This window comes from Enterobacter sp. 168J2 (assembly GCF_034107265.1).
GTDB lineage: Bacteria > Pseudomonadota > Gammaproteobacteria > Enterobacterales > Enterobacteriaceae > Enterobacter > Enterobacter nematophilus.
On record NZ_JAWNEB010000014.1, the window covers coordinates 26,482 to 46,096 of the forward strand.

The following is a 19,615-nucleotide window of genomic DNA, read 5'->3' on the forward strand; positions in this document are numbered from 1 at the left end:
ACTGTGTTTTCATACAGTATAAACTGGTTTTTTATACAGTAAAGCACTGGATGCAAAATCAGAACAATTTTTTTGACCAGCCAAGCTTCGAGCTTAATGTATTGAAATAGCTGTAATCTTTCGGGTGAATCAGATTCAGGTGGTAATCACACCGGCGAATAAGAACATCTTCACCTTCCTGGATCGGTAGCGCGATCTGGCTGTCGCAGCTGATCTCCAGGTCGTTACGGCGGTGCGAGAAGCGCAGACGTATCGTGCTGTCGCCGTTAATCACCAGCGGGCGGGCGGAAAGCGTGTGCGGGAACATCGGCACCAGGGTAATAGCATCCAGAGAGGGCGTCAGAATCGGGCCGCCCGCAGAAAGCGAGTAGGCGGTTGAGCCGGTTGGGGTGGAGATAATCAACCCGTCAGAACGCTGGGAGAAGGCAAAAATCTCGTCGATATAAACTTCGAACTCGATCATATGCGCCACTTTACCGGGATGAAGCACCACCTCGTTGATCGCGGTGCTGATGCGCTTCTGACAGTCCTGCTGGCACACCTGGGCTTCCAGTAAAAAGCGTTTTTCGCTGATATAGTGACCTTCCAGCACGTCGGCCAGCTGCTGTTGCGCGTTGTCCGGGTCGAGGTCGGTTAAAAAGCCGAGATTGCCGCGGTTGATACCTATGACCTTAATGTCATAACGCGCCAGCGTGCGTGCCGCGCCGAGCATGTTGCCGTCGCCGCCCACCACCACGGCGAGATCGGCCTGTTGGCCAATTTCCGCCAGCGTGCCGGTTTTGACGCTCTTCAGCTGCAGCTCCTGCGCAATCTGCTGCTCGACCATCACTTCATAGCCTTTGCTACACAACCAGCGATACAACATTTCATGTGTCGTCAATGCGGTAGGGTGACGCGGATGCCCGACGATCCCAATACACCTGAAATGATTATTCATTTTCTGGAGGTCCTTGTGCCTGATGAATGATGACAATCTCTCTTGTTCCCTTGAATCCAGGAAACTGATCCCCATAATAAGCGAAGTTAGCGAGATGAATGCAGAAAAACGCGGAGAAATTCATGAGTAGTAAAGAACAGAAAACGCCTGAGGGGCAAGCCCCTGAAGAAATTATCACGGAACAGCACGATGAAGTTGAGGCTGTAGAGCCAGACGCATCTGCTGAGCAGGTGGACCCGCGCGATGAAAAAATTGCGAATCTGGAAGCCCAACTGGTAGAAGCACAGAATCGCGAACGCGACACCGTTCTGCGCATCAAGGCGGAAATGGAAAACCTGCGTCGTCGTACCGAGCAGGACGTTGAGAAAGCGCATAAATTTGCGCTGGAGAAATTCGTTAACGAACTTCTGCCGGTGATCGATAGCCTCGACCGCGCGCTGGAGGTGGCTGATAAAGCGAATCCGGACAACGCGGCGATGATCGAAGGTATTGAACTGACGCTGAAATCCATGCTTGACGTGGTGCGTAAGTTTGGCGTGGAAGTGATTGCGGATACCGATGTCCCGCTGGATCCAAACGTTCACCAGGCCATTGCAATGGTTGAATCTGAAGAGATTGAAGCCGGTAAAGTGCTGGGCGTGATGCAGAAAGGTTACACCCTGAACGGCCGTACCATTCGCGCTGCGATGGTGACCGTGGCGAAAGCGAAAGCGTAATTTGCTACCTGTAGTGCCGGGTGGCGGCATTCGCCTTACCCGGCCTACGTTTTATTCGGCAATACTTTCCCGAAGTGGCGTGACGGGCAGCACCTTCACCTGCTTAATCATATTGTCCTGCACGTCCAGGATATCAATATCGTACTGCTCAATGCGCACCCGCGTGCCCGCCGCCGGGATCTCTTCCAGCGCTTCCAGAATCATCCCGTTCATGGTACGAGCTTCATCTTCCGGCAAATGCCAGTTAAAGGCTTTGTTGAGTTCCCGAATGTTCGCGCTGCCGTCAATCAGCACCGAACCGTCGTTTTGCGGGGTCACCTCTTCCGCAAGTGAAGGCGACATCGACGTGGTAAAGTCCCCGACAATCTCTTCCAGAATATCTTCGACCGTCACCAGCCCCTGAATATCGCCGTACTCGTTGACCACCAGGCCGACTTTCTTCTTGTTGCGCTGGAATTTAACCAGCTGCGTGCTGAGCGGCGTTCCTTCCGGCACGTAGTAAATCTCGTCGGCGGCGCGCAGCATCACCTCTTTGGTGAACTCTTTTTTCTCGGTCATCAGACGGTAGGCTTCGCGCACGCGCAGCATGCTGATCGCGTCATCCAGCGAGTCGCGATAGAGCACGATGCGCCCGTGCGGGGAGTGCGTCAGCTGGCGGACAATAGCTTTCCAGTCGTCATTGATGTCGATACCGACGATTTCGTTACGCGGCACCATGATGTCGTTCACGCTCACCTTTTCCAGATCCAGCACCGACAGGAGCATGTCCTGATTGCGACGGGAGATCTGCGAGCGGGATTCGTTCACGATAGTGCGCAGCTCTTCTTTGCTGAGCGCGCTGCTGATAGTGACGTCGGCTTTAATCCCCACCATCCGCATCAAAACGCGCGTGACCATGTTCAACAGCCAGACCAGCGGCATCATCAGGATCTGCAGAGGCGCCAGCAGGAAGCTGCTCGGGTAGGCCACCTTTTCCGGGTAAAGCGCGGCGATGGTTTTCGGCAGCACGTCGGCAAACACCAGCACCACAAACGTCAGCACGCCGGTGGCAATCGCCACCCCGGCGTTGCCGTACAGGCGCATCCCGACGATGGTACCGAGGGCAGAGGCCAGAATGTTGACAAGGTTGTTGCCGATAAGCACCAGGCTTATCAGCCGATCCGGCTTGCGGAGCAGTTTTTCAACGCGACGGGCGGCACGGTTACCCTGTTTAGCACGATGACGCAACCGGTAACGGTTTAAGGTCATCATGCCGGTTTCCGAGCCGGAGAAATAGGCGGAGATGACCACCATGACGATCAGGATAACGATCAGCGTGGTGGTAGAGATGTGTTCCAGGGGGAACTCCTTTTATAACTTAGCCAGCAAATTGCTGTATGAAGCGGCTGCCAAAATAGGCAAGGGTGAGAATGCCCGCACCCGCGACGTTGAACCAGACGACGCGACGACCGCGCCAGCCTTCATGATAATGGCCCCACAACAGGACAATATAGACAAACCACGCGATGATGGAGAGCACTGCTTTATCGATATTCTCCACGCTGAACAGGTTCTTCATGTAAAACAGGCCCGTGCAGAGCGTGAGCGTCAGCAGCACCACGCCTATCTGGGTGATGTGGAACATCTTACGCTCAATGACCATCAGCGGCGGCATTTCATGGTTAAACGCCAGCTTTTTGTTTTTCAACTGGTAGTCAATCCAGGCGAGCTGCATGGCGTAAAGCGCGGCGATGATCAGCGTCGCGTAGGCAAACAGCGACAGGCCGATGTGCACCAGCATCCCCGGCGTCGCCTCCAGATGCGTAATGAATTCATTAGGCATAAAGGTGGCTAAAGCCAGATTGATCAGCGCGAAGGTATAGACAATCGGCAGCAGCAGCCAGCCGCGATTTTTAGACGCGACGATGGTCATGACCGTACAGATCATCAGGCTGACCAGCGAGCCGACGTTGAGGGCGCTCAGATTTTGTACGCTGCCGTCGCCGGGAATGATGCGTGATTCCAGCGCAAACGCGTGGCTTATCAGTGCGATGACCGCCGAAAGAATAGCCATGCGCCGCCAGCCGCTGTTTTTTTGCAGCAGTCCGGGAATAATCAGCGCGAGGCTGACAGAGTAGGCAACAAGGGCGATCAGTGCGAAAACAGGCATATGGGCATCGACAGTTGTCTTAATAAGAAAGAGAAGCAGTATAACGTTACGTGACGCCTGCTCCAACCGTTGCATAACAACAAAGGCGCCTTCATGTTATACTCCGGCAAAATTCTGTGTATGTGCCGCTCAATGCGGCCCAACGTTTCTACTCAGGCGAGAGACAATGTTTGATAATTTAACCGATCGTTTGTCGCGCACGCTGCGCAACATCAGCGGCCGCGGACGCCTTACTGAAGAGAACATCAAGGAAACGCTGCGCGAAGTGCGCATGGCGCTGCTGGAAGCAGACGTGGCGTTGCCGGTTGTTCGTGATTTTATCAACCGCGTAAAAGAGAAGGCGGTTGGTCATGAAGTTAACAAGAGCCTGACCCCGGGTCAGGAGTTCGTCAAAATCGTTCGTAACGAACTGGTTTCGGCGATGGGCGAAGAGAACCAGGTGCTTAACCTGGCGGCTCAGCCGCCGGCCGTGGTGCTGATGGCGGGCCTGCAGGGTGCGGGTAAAACCACCAGCGTCGGTAAGCTGGGTAAATTCCTGCGCGAAAAGCACAAGAAGAAAGTGCTGGTGGTCTCTGCGGACGTCTATCGCCCGGCGGCGATCAAGCAGCTGGAAACGCTGGCCGAGCAGGTCGGTGTGGATTTCTTCCCGTCCGACGTTGCCCAGAAGCCTGTCGACATCGTTAACGCCGCGCTGAAAGAAGCGAAGCTGAAGTTTTACGACGTGCTGCTGGTGGATACCGCCGGTCGTCTGCACGTCGACGAAGCGATGATGGACGAGATCAAGCAGGTGCATGCCTCTATCAACCCGGTAGAGACCCTGTTCGTTGTTGACGCCATGACCGGTCAGGATGCGGCGAATACCGCGAAAGCGTTTAACGAAGCGCTGCCGTTAACCGGCGTGGTGCTGACTAAAGTGGACGGTGACGCCCGCGGCGGTGCGGCGCTTTCGATTCGTCATATCACCGGTAAGCCGATTAAATTCCTCGGCGTGGGCGAGAAAACCGAAGCGCTGGAGCCGTTCCACCCGGACCGTATTGCCTCCCGTATCCTCGGCATGGGCGACGTGCTGTCGCTGATCGAAGATATCGAGAGCAAGGTTGACCGCGCGCAGGCCGAGAAGCTGGCCAGCAAGCTGAAAAAAGGCGATGGTTTCGATCTCACCGACTTCCTTGAGCAGCTGCGTCAGATGAAAAACATGGGTGGCATGGCAAGCCTGATGGGCAAACTGCCGGGGATGGGCCAGATCCCTGACAACGTCAAATCCCAGATGGATGACAAAGTGCTGGTGCGTATGGAGGCGATCATTAACTCCATGACGCTGAAAGAACGCGCCAGGCCAGAGATCATCAAAGGTTCCCGTAAGCGCCGTATCGCAGCCGGCTGCGGCATGCAGGTGCAGGACGTTAACCGCCTTCTGAAACAGTTCGACGACATGCAGCGCATGATGAAGAAAATGAAGAAAGGCGGCATGGCGAAGATGATGCGCGGCATGAAAGGGATGATGCCCCCTGGTTTTCCTGGGCGTTAATCGCTTTTGAGATTGCTTTTTGCCCGAAAATGAGTAAAATTTTCGGGCTTTTAATATGACACCCGGGCTCCGTTCCTCGATGGGGCCCGGTTGTTTTATTCACACAAGAGGATGTTATGGTAACTATTCGTTTAGCACGTCACGGCGCTAAAAAGCGTCCGTTCTACCAGGTTGTTGTGACTGACAGCCGTAATGCACGCAACGGTCGCTTCATCGAGCGCGTTGGTTTCTTCAACCCACTGGCCTCTGGCGCAGAAGAAGAAACCCGTCTGGATCTGGATCGTATCGCTCACTGGGTTGGCCAGGGCGCTACTGTTTCCGATCGCGTTGCTACGCTGATCAAAGCAGCAAACAAAGCAGCTTAATCTGTCACGGTGGTCATGATGAGCAATAAAGCACCTGTTGAACCGATCGTATTGGGAAAAATGGGTTCTTGCTACGGTATCCGTGGTTGGCTCAGAGTGTTTTCCTCCACTGAAGACGCTGATAGCATTTTTGATTACCAGCCCTGGTTCATCCAGAAAGCCGGTAAGTGGGAAGAGGTCGAGCTGGAAAGCTGGCGTCACCACAATCAGGACATCATCATCAAGCTGAAAGGCATTGACGATCGTGATGCCGCGAATGCGCTGACTAATTGTGAAATTGTCGTGGATTCGTCGCAGTTGCCACAGCTGGAAGAGGGCGACTACTACTGGAAAGACCTTATGGGTTGCCAGGTAGTCACTACCGAAGGCTACAGCCTGGGGAAAGTCATCGATATGATGGAAACCGGGTCAAATGACGTTCTCGTCATTAAGGCAAACCTGAAAGATGCATTTGGCATCAAGGAGCGGCTGGTTCCGTTCCTCGATGGACAGGTTATCAAGAAAGTCGATCTCACTACTCAAACCATTGAAGTAGATTGGGATCCTGGTTTTTAAATTCTCCGGATAAACGGTAAAAGACGGCGCTATGTGGATTGGCATAATTAGCCTGTTTCCTGAAATGTTCCGCGCGATTACCGATTACGGGGTAACTGGCCGGGCAGTAAAGAATGGCCTGCTGAGCATCCAGAGCTGGAGTCCTCGTGACTTTACTCATGACCGGCACCGTACCGTGGACGATCGTCCTTACGGCGGCGGACCGGGGATGCTAATGATGGTGCAACCCTTACGGGACGCCATTCACACAGCAAAAGCCGCGGCAGGTGAAGGCGCAAAGGTGATTTATCTGTCACCTCAGGGACGCAAGCTTGATCAAGCGGGCGTCAGCGAACTGGCGACGAATCAAAAGCTGATTCTGGTCTGTGGGCGCTACGAAGGGATAGATGAGCGCGTAATTCAAACCGAGATTGACGAAGAATGGTCTATCGGCGATTACGTTCTCAGCGGTGGTGAGTTACCGGCAATGACGCTGATTGACTCCGTCGCCCGGTTCATTCCGGGGGTACTGGGCCATGAAGCTTCGGCAACGGAAGATTCCTTTGCCGATGGGTTGCTGGACTGTCCACACTATACTCGTCCTGAAGTGTTAGAAGGGATGGAAGTACCGGCAGTGTTACTGTCAGGAAACCATGCCGAGATACGTCGCTGGCGTTTGAAGCAGTCGCTGGGCCGAACCTGGCTTAGAAGACCTGAACTTCTGGAAAACCTGGCTCTGACTGAAGAGCAAGCAAAGTTGCTGGCCGAGTTCAAAACTGAACACGCGCACCAGCAGCATGAACATGATGGGAATGCGTAATACGCTCCCGAATATCAGTTTACCCAGGATAAGAGATTAAATTATGAGCAACATTATTAAGCAACTTGAACAAGAGCAGATGAAGCAGGACGTACCTTCCTTCCGTCCAGGTGACACCGTGGAAGTGAAAGTATGGGTTGTTGAAGGTTCCAAAAAACGTCTGCAGGCATTCGAGGGCGTGGTTATCGCTATTCGTAACCGCGGTCTGCACTCTGCATTCACTGTTCGTAAAATTTCCAACGGCGAAGGCGTTGAGCGTGTCTTCCAGACTCACTCTCCGGTAGTTGACAGCATTGCTGTTAAACGTCGTGGTGCTGTACGTAAAGCTAAACTGTACTACCTGCGTGAGCGTACTGGTAAGTCTGCTCGTATTAAAGAGCGTCTGAACTAAGATTCGCTTAAGCGACATCCTGTTAGAAAGGGCTGGCCGAAAGGCTGGCCCTTTTTTTATCCCATCGCACCTCTCGCGTTAACCCTTTCGTCATAAATCATTTACAATGCTTGCCTCTTCGGTGGAGGGTAAGTGGATAACGTACTGCATCAGCCTAAACGGAAACGCGCAGCGGCATTGACCGCGCTGTTTGCGATCCTGCTGATCGTGGTTGCGCCGCTTATTTCCGTCTCGCTGCAGAAAGACCCTATGAGCGCCATGCCGGGTATGCATCATGACATGAGCATGATGTCGATGGACGATCATCATAGCGATATGCAGCATTCCACGCCTGTCGACCATGCGGAAGCGTGCGGCTACTGCGTGCTGTTAGCCCACGTGCCGGGCGTGATGCTCGCACTGATTGTGCTGCTCAGTATCGTGCTGCAAAGGCTGCGCGTGAAGCCACCGCGTCAGGCGGTTAGCTACTGGCACTTTTTCCCCTGGCTTTACCCCGATACCCGCGCGCCGCCGCGGCAGTCTGCTTTTTCCCTTTAAAAACTAAATCGATAACTTTTTGCCTTAAAAAGGAAAAGTATGACTACCTGCACGCCGCGCGCGGCATGGGGAAACCTGCTGCGTCGCCTCCATTTCTACGTCGGGCTGTTTGTCGGCCCGTTTATCTTCTTCGCCGCGCTGACCGGTACGCTGTATGTGGCGACCCCGCAGCTCGAGAATGCGCTCTACCGGCACGCGCTCCATACGGATTCCGTGGGCGAGCCGAAGCCGCTGGCGGAACAAATCGCCATGGCGGAAAAAGCCGTTGGCTCAGATTTGCGTTTACACGCCGTTCGTCCGGGGCTGGTTGAGGGGGAAACCACCCGCGTGATGTTTGCTGACCCTGCGCTTGGGCCATCGGAAAACCGGGCGATCTTTATCGATCCGGTAAGCCTGGCGGTGCTTGGGGATATGACGGTATACGGCACCAGCGGGATTTTACCGCTGCGTCAGACCATTGATTATCTGCATACCTCTCTGATGCTGGGCGATATCGGGCGGCTCTATAGCGAACTGGCCGCTTCCTGGATGTGGGTGGCCGCGCTGGGAGGGATTGCCCTGTGGTTTTATACCCGACCAAAACGGCGGATTAACAATCGCTTCCAGAACCGTCGTCGGGTGCATGTGACGCTCGGCTGGTTATTACTGGGGGGCATGCTGCTCTTCTCTGCAACCGGCCTGACCTGGTCCCAGTGGGCGGGGGGAAACGTTGATAAGCTGCGCGCTGAGATGAACTGGCTCACCCCGCAGGTGAACACGACGCTTTCCGGCGTGGCGGAGAGCGTGGATGAGCACGCCGAACACCGTGGCCATCATGGCGGAATGGTGATGCCGGAAATGGCGATGGATCTGACGCAGTTTGATGGCGCGTTAAGCGCGGCGCGTAAGGCGGGGATTGATGCCAACAGGCTGGAGATCCGCCCGGCAAAAACGATGGATCGCGCATGGACAGTGACGGAAATCGACCGCAGCTGGCCGACTCAGGTGGACGCCGTTGCGGTTGATCCCGGTACGATGCAGATCCTGGACAGAACCCGATTCGAGGATTTCCCGCTCATGGCAAAACTGACCCGCTGGGGCGTGGATTTCCATATGGGGATCTTATTCGGGCTGGTGAATCAGCTGCTGCTCGTTGCCTTCGGCCTTGCCCTGTGCGTGCTTATCATCTGGGGATACCGGATGTGGTGGATGCGTCGTCCGGCACAGTCGGCAATGAATCCGGTGCAGACGCTTTCTCAGAGCTGGCTGGCGCTGTCAGGGTGGGGAAGAGGTGTTACTGTGGTCATCAGCGCACTGCTGGGGCTGGCTTTGCCGGTGATGGGCGTGAGTCTGGCGCTGTTTGTTCTGATTGACTGGCTGCGCTGGCGAGCGGCAACAGGCGTGTCGCTCACCGAATCATCCGCTAAATAATCCTATGGCGTGCTGATAACCACTGACACCCGGCGGTTTTCAGCGCGCCCTTGCGCAGTGCTGTTGCTTGCAATCGGGTATTTTTTTCCTAATCCTTGGGTGGTGAGATTAGTGCGCGGGATATTCGCGCCCTTCGCCCACGCGTCGGCAACGGCATCGGCGCGTTTTAACGACAGGGCTTCGTTGTAACTTTCTTCACCGTAGTTATCCGTATGACCGTCCATTCGCGCGTGATTCAGGCCAGTTTTCGCCAGACGAGAGGCCATGGATTGGATCTGGGTTTCACTTTCCGGGCGCAGTCTGGCGTCATTCTTATCAAAGAGGATGGTATCTGACAGCCCCAGAGACCAGTCGCCGTTCAGTTCGTTAAAACCGTAAGACTTCATCGCCGCGATTTGCTCAGGTGTGAATTTGCCCTGGGGCGGCGACTGGCAGCCAGCCAGAACCAGTGAGGCCATAACTAACGGCGCGAAGTATCGTTTTAACATAGAATTTCCTTTCTAACTTATTGTTTTTGTACGCTGGTTTTTAACCTGGTACATATTGCGGTCGGCTTTCTCCAGTAATGCTTCAACGGACGCATTTTCCCACGCCAGAGCAAAGCCAATGCTGAGTGACATCGATGCTTTTAGTCCGTTATGCAGATCAAACGGACGGATAAACTGCTGCGCTAGCGCAGCACAAATGTGTTGAACCTCAGTCTCAGAATGCACGCCGTAGAGCACCATGGCAAATTCGTCACCGCCAAGGCGGTAGGACTGATGGCGTTTATCGCCAAACTCCATCATCCTGCTGGCGACTTCAATCAGCACGCAGTCTCCTGCCGCGTGACCCCAGGTGTCGTTGATAAACTTAAAATTGTCACCGTCGAGGAAGAGCAGGGCCGAGTTTGTTCTTGCGGAAGGGTCATTCATTAACGCCGCAATGCTGTTACGGAACGCCGCGCGGTTGGCAAGTCCGGTAAGCGGGTCGTGCATGGCGGTACGCAGCAGCTGAGCGTTTTTCGCCTGGAGCTTAAGCTGCCACTCTTCCATCTCATCCAGCAGGCTGTTGAAGTCTTCACCAAACTGATGGAATTCTTCGATACGGCTATCTTTCACCCGGCGGGAGAAGTTGCGGTTTGTGCGCACGTCATGCACAACGTCGGTGATATTTTGCAGCGCCGTTACCATGCCGCGGTGCAGAGAGTGGGTAATGGTGAGCGCGACGACGGTTGCAAAAAGAATACAGCCGGTGAGGACGGCAAACGACATCCAGATGAAATGACTGATAAGACTGTCACGCGCGGTAAGGCGAATTTCGCCGATTGCCGCGCCGTTATGCATGATTGGCTGCGCAACCGGAACGGGGAAAAGCCAGCGACTCACCAGCGCACCCAGCGTGTCGTTATTATCCTTTGGGTTCCAGGACCAGTAGGCAAAGCGCTTTTTATGCCCGTTGATGACTTCTGCAACGGCAAACTGCCCCTGCTTACCCAGCGCAGCAAGCGTTTCGTTGGCTGCCAGTGAATCGTTGAAAACCAGCGAGGCTTCAAGGCTGTGGCTCATTGTGGCGCCGGTTAATTCAAGATTTTTTTGCGCGTATTGTTTTAATGTTACGACCGAGGCAAAACAGAGCAACAGCCATATTAACGTCATCGTGATGATGACGCTTATCATGCTGTTTCGCCTCAGCGTTCTTTTAAACGTCGGACGCGGCGTCGAGGTGAAATCTTTATCCATGCTGCTTATTCCGTGCAAGCATTAATACATCCGGGCTGACCCTGACGCCACTGCGTGTCAACGCATCCAGATTGACGGAAAACCGCACCTGGCCACGATCGATTATCAGGCAAAAAGCACTGCCAATAACACATTCCGGATTTTGCTCTGAGATTAATAGCAATGCTCTGCCCTGATATTGACTTATTAATTCAAGTTGTTTCGCAGGTGGTTCAGTCCCGAAATAAACAGCATCGCATGTCGCGGCCAGGGCTTCCCGATCGTTACGTACAATAACGGGGGTATAGGGTAACTCGTTATGCCCCTGGTCTCCGCTGAGCGCGTGCTTATAGTGAGAAGTGGCATAGATGCAGAGTTTAGGCTGACCGGAAAGCGACGGCCATCGCGTATAGCTCACTATGCCTGAGACAATAGAACGTACCGATTTATCTGTCTCCGTGAGCGCGCCTGCCATCGCCGGGCCCACCATAAGGAACAGCATTAGCACCAGAGTGAGTCGGAACAAAGAGTTCAAGTATAAATTTCTCACCAGAATCCGCCGTACCGCTCCGGAAATAGATGTCCTTAAGAGTTGCGGGCAGAATACCATTGTTTATCAGAACCGTCATTATGTCAGAAATAGCCCATGGCTGACCTAAGCTAAATCCTACAGTTGTTTATTTTTCAAAGAATAAAAGCAGACTTAATTAAGCCTGCTGGAACGCATACTTTCATCCATTCCTTTTTGCCATGACGCATGCAGTTTCGCTGCATTTTCAACGGTATCACAACTGGCTGGATAAGATTTGCCCGCTAATCCCCAGGCATGAATAAAGCCTTCTTCGCATACTTTCTTCTGACCATCAGCATAGCCACGGAGATATTCACTCCGATCGATGTTGGGGTCGTTAAGACTATCGGCCAGGGTCTGGTTATCTTTAACCGGCAGGCCATTCATGGCGTCTTCTTTACCCGCAGTGAACCAGTCCGGGCTCGTCCAGTTGGGCTGGAAAGTGTAAGGATTAATCTGGCAGCCCGATAAAAACAGCGACAGCAGGACGAAAGCAATCGATCGCATAATCCTTCTCCTTTTTCTTCAGCATAGCCTGGCGGGAGAAAATCAGTGTGTAATTTAAACTTTACGGTTTTGATGGCTGATTTTTGCATCTAATTTGTCTATGTAAACTAATGTGTACGTATTTTGGATTGAAATGTTTACTTTTTATGGTATCGTGGTTTCACCTCACTGAGGAAAACAACTATCGCAAACGAGCTTTACAGGATCGCTATCATGCAAAAAGACGCGCTGAACAACGTACATATCACTGACGAACAGGTTTTGATTACCCCGGATCAACTGAAAGCGGAGTTTCCGCTGAGCGCCGCGCAGGAGGCTCAGATCGAGCATTCTCGCCAGACCATTTCTGACATTATCGCCGGCCGCGATCCGCGCCTGCTGGTGGTATGTGGTCCTTGCTCTATTCACGATCCTGAAACCGCCATTGAGTATGCTCGTCGATTTAAAGCATTAGCGGAGGAGGTCAGCGATAGCCTCTATCTGGTAATGCGCGTCTATTTTGAGAAGCCACGTACGACCGTCGGCTGGAAAGGGTTGATTAATGATCCGCACATGGATGGCTCGTTTGATGTGGAAGCAGGCCTGAAGATTGCGCGTCGCCTGCTGGTGGAGCTGGTCAACATGGGGCTGCCTCTGGCAACCGAAGCGCTGGATCCGAACAGCCCGCAATACCTGGGCGATCTGTTCAGCTGGTCCGCGATTGGTGCGCGTACGACGGAATCGCAAACCCACCGCGAGATGGCGTCTGGCCTGTCGATGCCGGTTGGCTTTAAAAACGGTACCGATGGCAGCCTGGCGACGGCGATCAACGCCATGCGCGCTGCCGCCATGCCGCACCGCTTTGTCGGTATCAACCAGGCGGGCCAGGTGTGCCTGCTGCAAACGCAGGGCAACCCGGACGGCCATGTGATCCTGCGCGGCGGTAAAGCGCCAAACTACAGCCCGGCGGACGTGGCGCAGTGTGAAAAAGAGATGGAACAGGCGGGACTGCGTCCGGCACTGATGGTAGATTGCAGTCATGGTAATTCGAATAAAGATTACCGTCGCCAGCCAGCGGTTGCGGAATCCGTGGTCGCGCAGATCAAAGACGGAAACCGTTCGATTATTGGTCTGATGATTGAGAGCAACATTCATGAAGGCAATCAGTCATCAGAACAGCCGCGCAGCGCGATGAAGCACGGCGTCTCCGTGACGGATGCCTGCATCAGCTGGGAAACCACCGATGCGCTGCTGCGTGAGATCCATAAAGATTTAAGCGGCCAGCTGGCGACGCGTCTGGCTTAAGAGGGTAGTTATGGTTGCTGAATTGACCGCACTGCGCGATCAAATTGATGAAGTGGATAAGGCTCTGCTGGACCTGCTGGCGCGCCGCATGGCGCTGGTTGCCGAAGTCGGTGAGGTGAAAAGCAAATACGGCCTGCCAATTTACGTCCCGGAGCGCGAAGCCTCAATGCTGGCCTCCCGTCGTAAAGAGGCCCAGGCGCTGGGCGTTTCGCCGGATTTGATTGAAGATGTTCTGCGCCGCGTGATGCGGGAATCCTACTCCAGCGAAAACGACAAGGGCTTTAAAACCCTCTGTCCGTCCCTGCGGCCGGTGGTGATTGTTGGCGGAGCAGGACAGATGGGGCGTCTGTTCGAGAAAATGCTGACGCTTTCTGGCTATCAGGTGCGCATTCTGGAAAAAGAGGACTGGGCACAAGCACCGGAACTGATGAAAGATGCCGGAATGGTTATCGTCAGCGTGCCGATCCACGTGACGGAGCAGATCATCGGGAAGCTCCCGCCTTTACCGAAAGACTGCATTCTGGTAGATCTGGCTTCCGTCAAAAACGGTCCGCTGCAGGCGATGCTGGCTGCGCATACGGGCCCGGTGCTGGGCCTGCACCCGATGTTTGGCCCGGACAGCGGCAGCCTGGCGAAGCAGGTGGTGGTTTACTGCGACGGCCGCCAGCCGGAAGCCTACCAGTGGTTCCTGGAACAGATTCAGGTCTGGGGGGCGAGGCTGCACCGCATCAGCGCGGTCGAGCACGATCAGAACATGGCGTTTATTCAGGCGCTGCGCCACTTTGCGACCTTTGCCTACGGTCTGCATCTGGCGGAAGAGAACGTGCAGCTTAAACAGCTGCTGGCGCTCTCTTCACCAATCTATCGTCTTGAGCTGGCGATGGTCGGGCGTCTGTTTGCGCAGGATCCCCAGCTTTACGCCGACATCATTATGTCGTCTGAAAATAACCTGGCGCTGATCAAGCGCTACTATCAGCGCTTTGGCGAAGCCATTACGCTGCTGGAGCACGGAGACAAGCAGGCGTTTATCGACAGCTTCCGCAAAGTGGAGCACTGGTTCGGTGATTACGCCACGCGTTTCCAGAGTGAAAGCCGCACGCTGTTGCGCCAGGCAAATGACAGTCGCCAGTAATCCAATGATGTATATACTGAAAGCCAGCAATGCTGTTTTAATTTTAGACGCAATACAATGAAATAAAAGGATTTATTTCTAACGATGTCCACACGTCGTCCACACATCGAAAAAAAGCCCCGCATTGCGGGGCTTTCTTTTGGTCACTGCCAGTGCATTTGTTGCTGACCTGATGATGTCGGGTGAGGTGCCGCTGGTACTACAACGCCCGGCGATACAATGAAACGCTCGACCGTCTCAGTGGTCACAAACGTCGCGCTGCAGTTGATGTTTGTGCACTGGTGATACCGCTCTTTGGTCGTGTCAGTAAAATAGCGACTTGTGCGGGCGTGAGCGGCGAAATGGCATTTTGGACAGTGAAACATGGCGAGCACCTCATTTATTTTCCGATGCGCTAATTTTACTCAATTTATCCTTATATAACAAACACATAAAAACAAATCACTGCGTTAATTCTTCGCTTTCGTACTCCACATCCGAAACCTTAACCTCAAGCTCTAAGCCCGTCGTGTAGCCGTTCCCGTTGAGGTTATGCACCACCCGGCTGATTATCCAAGCCTGCTCGTCTATGACGCGCTTAAACCCTTTCACCGCGATTGGCGTTTCAGGAAATAAATCTGCCCGGCCAATCGCCAGCGAGATTGAAAACTCAGCAACGCCGCGCTGCAGCTTGTCCCACTTCGCCTGAGCGGCGCGCATGGCCTGCGCCTTTGTCGCATAAATGGTCGTCAGCTCCAGTACGTTGTCAGCCTCACCGGCCATGTACTCACCCTCGCGCGCTTCCTGCTCTTTTTTGGCTTTGGCATTTGCCGGGGCTTTGGTAGCCTTTGGGTGCTGCAGCGCGCGCAGGTGCTTCTCTTTGAGCTTACGCTTAAGCTTCACCTTTTGCTTTTGCGGCTTCGGGTCTTTGGTGTGCAGCCATTTTGCCGACACGCCGGTGTAGGCTTCCCGGTCAGCAATGGCAAACTGATGACGATCACCGTCGCCGCGCTCAAGCGTCATCTGCGGAATGGGCTTCCCGCTGGCCGTCTTACCGCTCCCCGCTTTGAGGAATAACAGTTTCCCCGCTTTTACCGAAACCGCCGCACCGTTCCGGTCAGCCAGGCGGGAAAGAAACACCGCGTCCGATTCCTGCGACTGGTCAATGTGAGGCACGGCGACGGCTTTCAGCGTGTCGGCCACGCTGGCCGTCAGCTTATTGCGTGCCGCAATCGTCTCGACAATTTGCCCGAGCGTGGTGTCATGCCATGACTGTTCCCGGCGAGAGTTCAGCGACCCGCGAAAATCGGCGCTGCGCCCCCGGATGGTCAGCGTATCTGGCGCACCACGGTGCTCGATTTCGTCGACCGTGAACGTCCCTTTTTTTATCAGCGCTGCACCCTGCCAGCCTAACCACAGCGTCAAGGTTGCGCCGCGCGGCGGCATTGCGATTAGTCCGTCAGTATCATCGAGCTCGATATCGAGCTGGTCGGCCTCGAATCCGCGATTGTCGGTCATGGTCAGGCTGATAAGGCGGTCGCCAAAATCCTGCGTGATATCCTCGTTATCCAGCTTGAGCATAAACGCCGGGGCAATCTTCGCCCCGGCCTGAATATCCATTCCTGTAATCATCCTGCCAGCCCTCCCAGCCAGTCACCGGCAGACGTGACCAGATTGTCGGCCTGCGTTTTCAGGTCGCCATAAATGGCCGCCAGCGATTTATCGACCCGCTTAAGGGAAAGGCTAAACTCGATTTTTCTGGCCGCTCCGTCGCTGAATAGCTCGGTGTGCGTGTGCGTCACTTTGTCGATGACATACATGCCGTGGATCATGCCCGTTCCGTCAATCAGCGGCCACGCGCGCGCCTCGTCTGCCATCAACTCGATGGCGGTCAGTGACAGCCGTCCGCCGGTAATTTCGGGATAGAGCACGCCCGACAGCGTGCGCGTGGTTTCCCCTTCCCCGAGATACTGGTAAGCCGGTGGCTTGCCGATACGGTCGTTTGATGCCCAGCGGTAATCCTTTGAATACTGCATGGACTGATAGGGCAGCGTGCGGCGCTCAAACACAAACAAACCCAAAACCATTAACATGCTTTATCCCCCTCAGTCATGACGCATACTTGAGCGCTGACGCGCACGGTTTTCACGGTCGAATTTATCGACAGCCTCGCGGAGCTGCCGGTCAAGGTCGCTGCCCGGCGCGATGCCCCCATTCAGGTTGATGTTATATTCTGGCTTGCTCTGATCGACGTAAGTCTTACCAGTGGGTGCCGTTACCGGCTGATATGCCTGATAACCGCCATACGCTGAGGTTGCCGGAATATAAGACCCATTTTTCGAGCCGGTGGCGGCACTGGCTTTTGCGGCCTTCTGGTCAAGGTCGCTCGATTCTTTATTGATAACCCCGAGTTTTTCCAGCAGCCAGTTAACGCCAGTACGCAATGTATTAAAGCTTTTGAGCGGTAACATCAGCGCTTCGGCCAGTAACTTACCGAACATCACACCCGCATTTTTGCAGCTGTCGAGCGTCTCCTGCGTCGACTTAACCGGTGCGATCAGGTCTTTGAACCACTGCCAGACTCCGCGTAATTTCTCCATGAAAGAATCAAACACCGGCGCAAGCGGTGCGAAAATTTCCGCCACCGGCGCAAAGGCCGCTTTAAGTCCCTCCACCACGCCTGAGAAAAATGCGCTTATTGGCTCCCAGTATTTGCGAATAAGCAGCGCACCGGCGACGATGGCAACCCCAATAGCGACAATCGGCCAGGTAAGCGCCCCGAGCACCGAAACAATGGCCGTTCCCATTGCGGCCAGATTTGTACCGAGAAAACCGGCAGCGGCGATAATCACGTTGATGCCCGTTACCACCGGCCACGCTATCAGGCCAATCCCGCCCAGCACGCCAATCAGCGCCAGTCCGCCCCCAACAATCACCCCGATAGTGGTCGCCAGTCCTTTATTCTTCTGGATCCATCCGTCGAGCTGTAACACATATTTCGTGGCGGTCTGCGTGAGCTTACGCAGTGAGCCCTCCTGCTGGTCAAACAGGTCAGTACCAACGGCCTCATAAGCTGACTGGAATTCTTTGAAGTCGCCGCCGAGGTTGTCCTGCATGATTTTGACCAGCTCAGCTGTTTTCCCGTCCGAGGCTTTAAACGCCGCCGTGAGCTGGTCGAGTTTGCCGCTTGAGGCAGCGGTCATCAGCACCGCCGCTGCCGAGCTGGCTTCCTCACCGAAAATGGTTTTCATGTACTCGCCTTTCTGGCTTGTTCCGAGATTATTTTTCTCAAAACTGCGCTGCATTTCTTTCAGAATGGCGAATATCGGGCGCGTGTTGCCCTTGCTGTCAGACGTTTTAACACCGAGCTCTTTAATGGCCTCGTATGCCTTACCGGTCGGAGCCTGCAGGCGACTCAGGACGGCACGGCTGCCGGTCCCTGCCATCGAGCCGGTGATTTTGGCGTCATGGAGTGCGCCGACCATTGCGGCGGTCTGCTCGATACTGACCCCGGCATTTTTTGCTACCGGCGCAGCATACGTCAGGGCGTCGCTCAACCCGTCAAAGTCAGCGGCCGTTTTGTTCATCGTCATCGACAGCACGTCGCCGATGTGTGCTATCTGGTCGTTAGACATCTGAAACGCGGATTTCATCCCCGTCAGCAGCGCGGCGTTTTCTTCCATCGAGCGACGGTTAGACAGCGCCATATTCAGCGTGACCGGCGTCGCCGCCTGAATCGCTGCGGCATCCCCGCCGCTTTTCGCAATGATAATCTGCGCGCTCGCTGCATCATCTGCAGACGCAGCGGTATTGTCCCCGAGCTGTCGCGCCTGTTTGCGCAGCGCCTCCATTTCGGGTGATTGTTTCTCTACCCCGAGCACGGCCTGCAGCTCAGAGTTTTTCTGTGCAAACGAATAGCCAGGCATCAGCAGTTTCACCCCGGCCATCGTTCCCGCCGTGGCGATACCTACGCCCGCCGCGCCTGCAGCCGCAGCGCCTCCGGCAAGGGATTTACCGGCCTGATAACGCTCTTTAACGCGACTCAGTCGCGCCTGCTGTTGACTGACCCGCGCCAGCGCCTCGCGCTGCCGGTTAAGTTGCGCGGTCGTTTCACTGATGCTGGTTTTCAGGCGGCGCTCATCCGCCGAGAGAGTACGGGTGTTAATCCCGGCCTGCGCGAGCTCGGTGCGCTGGCGCTGTACCGACTGCCTGAGGCTGTTGTATTTGAGCTGCAGGTCAGCGGCGGATTTCTTTGCCGCCTCCATCGCGCGCGCCTGCGCGGTTGTAGGGTTCTGCGTGTTTTTAAACTGGACGGCCAGCGCGGCGGCTTCCTGTTTCGCCTTGTTAAGCGACTGGCCTGTCACGGCAAGCTGTGCGCTCGCTTTCCTGAATCCGTCAATTCGGCCAGCCTGCGCATTCAGATCGCGCAGGCTGTTTTGAGAAGTGCGGATATCGCCAGCAAGGGTCTTGCTGGCAGTCTGGATAGCTTTGAGCGGTCGGCTTGCCCGGTCTACTGCGTTCAGCAGTACCTCAATCCTGACGTTATTGCTCATGGTGGTGTCCGCTTCGCTGCAGCGCCTTTTCGCGCCATGTGATGAGCTCGGTCACGCTCAGGGAATTTAGCTCTGATGGCGGCCAGTGAAATATCACCGCGATATCCGCCATCAGGTCATCGACCGAAAGGTTGTTCGGGAAGGTCAGCGAGCCGAAGATGGCGACAAAAAACCGACCACCTTACCGGCGAACAAAATCAGGTCTGACGCTTCCAGACGCATGACCTCTGGCTCGGTCAGCGCCGGGTATGTCATGCGCGGCAGCACCTTAATCAGCGCATCGACGTCAGAGTTTGCCAGCGAGGCCAGACTCACACCGCGCAGAGTACCGGCGTTGGGTCTGGTCACGGTCACCTGTTCGATTTTTTGCTCACCGCGCATGATTGGATTATCGAGGATCACAATGTTCTGGTTTTCGGTTTCGGTGGTGGCGGTTTCGTTGATGTTTTCCATGAAGTTGCTCTCTTTGAATGTGAGTAAGTGACCGGCCAGCCTGGCTGAC

General features: G+C 54.7%; 23 protein-coding genes. 10 read left to right on the forward strand and 13 right to left on the reverse strand.

Annotated features, from left to right (window positions below):
- Window positions 1-58 precede the first annotated feature (58 nt).
- Complete coding sequence (nadK, locus tag USG84_RS21950; RefSeq protein WP_008502500.1) at window positions 59-937, reverse strand: NAD(+) kinase; 879 nt, start codon at window positions 935-937, stop codon at window positions 59-61.
- A 122-nt stretch (window positions 938-1,059) separates the two neighbouring features.
- Here nadK and grpE point away from each other — a divergent pair, with 122 nt between their 5' ends.
- Window positions 1,060-1,653: a nucleotide exchange factor GrpE gene (gene grpE / locus USG84_RS21955; RefSeq protein ID WP_032644906.1), complete on the forward strand. Its 594-nt coding sequence runs from the start codon at window positions 1,060-1,062 to the stop codon at window positions 1,651-1,653.
- 51 nt (window positions 1,654-1,704) lie between these two features.
- Here grpE and USG84_RS21960 read toward each other — a convergent pair whose 3' ends face one another.
- Together USG84_RS21960 and USG84_RS21965 are read right to left on the reverse strand one after the other, a co-directional pair.
- Window positions 1,705-2,991 carry an HlyC/CorC family transporter gene (locus USG84_RS21960; protein ID WP_320738457.1) on the reverse strand — a complete coding sequence of 429 codons (1,287 nt, stop codon included), beginning with the start codon at window positions 2,989-2,991 and terminating at the stop codon, window positions 1,705-1,707.
- A 19-nt stretch (window positions 2,992-3,010) separates the two neighbouring features.
- Window positions 3,011-3,802, reverse strand: a complete 792-nt coding sequence (locus tag USG84_RS21965; RefSeq protein WP_061099630.1) for an inner membrane protein YpjD — start codon at window positions 3,800-3,802, stop codon at window positions 3,011-3,013.
- Window positions 3,803-3,968: 166 nt separating this feature from the next.
- Here USG84_RS21965 and ffh point away from each other — a divergent pair, with 166 nt between their 5' ends.
- The 7 genes from ffh to USG84_RS22000 all read left to right on the forward strand — a co-directional run bounded on the left by ffh (window position 3,969) and on the right by USG84_RS22000 (window position 9,387).
- A complete protein-coding gene (gene ffh, locus USG84_RS21970) occupies window positions 3,969-5,330 on the forward strand; it encodes a signal recognition particle protein (protein WP_253543106.1) in 1,362 nt (453 codons plus the stop codon).
- A 116-nt stretch (window positions 5,331-5,446) separates the two neighbouring features.
- A complete protein-coding gene (gene rpsP, locus USG84_RS21975) occupies window positions 5,447-5,695 on the forward strand; it encodes a 30S ribosomal protein S16 (RefSeq protein ID WP_022649067.1) in 249 nt (82 codons plus the stop codon).
- 15 nt (window positions 5,696-5,710) lie between these two features.
- A complete protein-coding gene (gene rimM / locus USG84_RS21980; protein ID WP_003863136.1) occupies window positions 5,711-6,250 on the forward strand; it encodes a ribosome maturation factor RimM in 540 nt (179 codons plus the stop codon).
- 31 nt (window positions 6,251-6,281) lie between these two features.
- Complete coding sequence (trmD, locus tag USG84_RS21985) at window positions 6,282-7,049, forward strand: tRNA (guanosine(37)-N1)-methyltransferase TrmD (protein ID WP_014832949.1); 768 nt, start codon at window positions 6,282-6,284, stop codon at window positions 7,047-7,049.
- Between the two features lie 43 nt (window positions 7,050-7,092).
- Window positions 7,093-7,440 (forward strand): 50S ribosomal protein L19, encoded by a 348-nt coding sequence (rplS, locus tag USG84_RS21990; protein ID WP_002914145.1) that lies wholly within the window; start codon window positions 7,093-7,095, stop codon window positions 7,438-7,440.
- Window positions 7,441-7,572: 132 nt separating this feature from the next.
- Complete coding sequence (locus USG84_RS21995; protein WP_151412930.1) at window positions 7,573-7,977, forward strand: DUF2946 domain-containing protein; 405 nt, start codon at window positions 7,573-7,575, stop codon at window positions 7,975-7,977.
- 39 nt (window positions 7,978-8,016) lie between these two features.
- Window positions 8,017-9,387: a PepSY-associated TM helix domain-containing protein gene (locus USG84_RS22000; RefSeq protein WP_151412929.1), complete on the forward strand. Its 1,371-nt coding sequence runs from the start codon at window positions 8,017-8,019 to the stop codon at window positions 9,385-9,387.
- Window positions 9,388-9,389: 2 nt separating this feature from the next.
- Here USG84_RS22000 and USG84_RS22005 read toward each other — a convergent pair whose 3' ends face one another.
- The 4 genes from USG84_RS22005 to USG84_RS22020 form a co-directional block, all read right to left on the reverse strand.
- Window positions 9,390-9,875 carry an OmpA family protein gene (locus USG84_RS22005; RefSeq protein WP_061097344.1) on the reverse strand — a complete coding sequence of 162 codons (486 nt, stop codon included), beginning with the start codon at window positions 9,873-9,875 and terminating at the stop codon, window positions 9,390-9,392.
- A 12-nt stretch (window positions 9,876-9,887) separates the two neighbouring features.
- Window positions 9,888-11,108: a diguanylate cyclase DgcN gene (dgcN, locus tag USG84_RS22010; RefSeq protein WP_151412928.1), complete on the reverse strand. Its 1,221-nt coding sequence runs from the start codon at window positions 11,106-11,108 to the stop codon at window positions 9,888-9,890.
- Window positions 11,101-11,589, reverse strand: coding sequence for a YfiR family protein (locus USG84_RS22015; protein ID WP_414146797.1), 489 nt, complete (start codon window positions 11,587-11,589; stop codon window positions 11,101-11,103). The genes dgcN and USG84_RS22015 overlap by 8 nt, the downstream gene beginning before the upstream one ends.
- Before the next feature lie 201 nt (window positions 11,590-11,790).
- Entirely contained in the window at window positions 11,791-12,165 is a 375-nt protein-coding gene (locus USG84_RS22020; protein WP_061097347.1) for a DUF2799 domain-containing protein, read from the reverse strand.
- 213 nt (window positions 12,166-12,378) lie between these two features.
- On the opposite strand from USG84_RS22020, the gene aroF reads away from it, so the two are divergent.
- Both aroF and tyrA read left to right on the forward strand, forming a co-directional pair.
- Entirely contained in the window at window positions 12,379-13,449 is a 1,071-nt protein-coding gene (gene aroF / locus USG84_RS22025) for a 3-deoxy-7-phosphoheptulonate synthase AroF (RefSeq protein WP_061097348.1), read from the forward strand.
- 10 nt (window positions 13,450-13,459) lie between these two features.
- Complete coding sequence (gene tyrA, locus USG84_RS22030) at window positions 13,460-14,581, forward strand: bifunctional chorismate mutase/prephenate dehydrogenase (RefSeq protein WP_253543059.1); 1,122 nt, start codon at window positions 13,460-13,462, stop codon at window positions 14,579-14,581.
- A gap of 143 nt (window positions 14,582-14,724) precedes the next feature.
- On the opposite strand, the gene USG84_RS22035 is transcribed toward tyrA, so the two are convergent.
- From USG84_RS22035 to USG84_RS22060, 6 genes are all read right to left on the reverse strand, one after another.
- Complete coding sequence (locus USG84_RS22035) at window positions 14,725-14,946, reverse strand: DNA-binding transcriptional regulator (RefSeq protein ID WP_032665565.1); 222 nt, start codon at window positions 14,944-14,946, stop codon at window positions 14,725-14,727.
- Between the two features lie 76 nt (window positions 14,947-15,022).
- The gene (locus tag USG84_RS22040; RefSeq protein WP_151412926.1) at window positions 15,023-16,192 is read right to left on the reverse strand and encodes a phage late control D family protein; all 1,170 of its coding nucleotides are present in this window, start codon (window positions 16,190-16,192) and stop codon (window positions 15,023-15,025) included.
- On the reverse strand, window positions 16,189-16,653 hold the full coding sequence (locus tag USG84_RS22045) for a phage tail protein (protein WP_151412925.1): 465 nt from the start codon (window positions 16,651-16,653) through the stop codon (window positions 16,189-16,191). The genes USG84_RS22040 and USG84_RS22045 overlap by 4 nt, the downstream gene beginning before the upstream one ends.
- Before the next feature lie 12 nt (window positions 16,654-16,665).
- The gene (locus USG84_RS22050; protein WP_151412924.1) at window positions 16,666-19,113 is read right to left on the reverse strand and encodes a phage tail tape measure protein; all 2,448 of its coding nucleotides are present in this window, start codon (window positions 19,111-19,113) and stop codon (window positions 16,666-16,668) included.
- Complete coding sequence (locus tag USG84_RS22055; RefSeq protein WP_320338389.1) at window positions 19,103-19,261, reverse strand: GpE family phage tail protein; 159 nt, start codon at window positions 19,259-19,261, stop codon at window positions 19,103-19,105. Before USG84_RS22055 ends, USG84_RS22050 begins: the two co-directional genes overlap by 11 nt.
- Window positions 19,258-19,566, reverse strand: coding sequence for a phage tail assembly protein (locus tag USG84_RS22060; RefSeq protein WP_151412923.1), 309 nt, complete (start codon window positions 19,564-19,566; stop codon window positions 19,258-19,260). The genes USG84_RS22055 and USG84_RS22060 overlap by 4 nt, the downstream gene beginning before the upstream one ends.
- Window positions 19,567-19,615 lie beyond the last annotated feature (49 nt).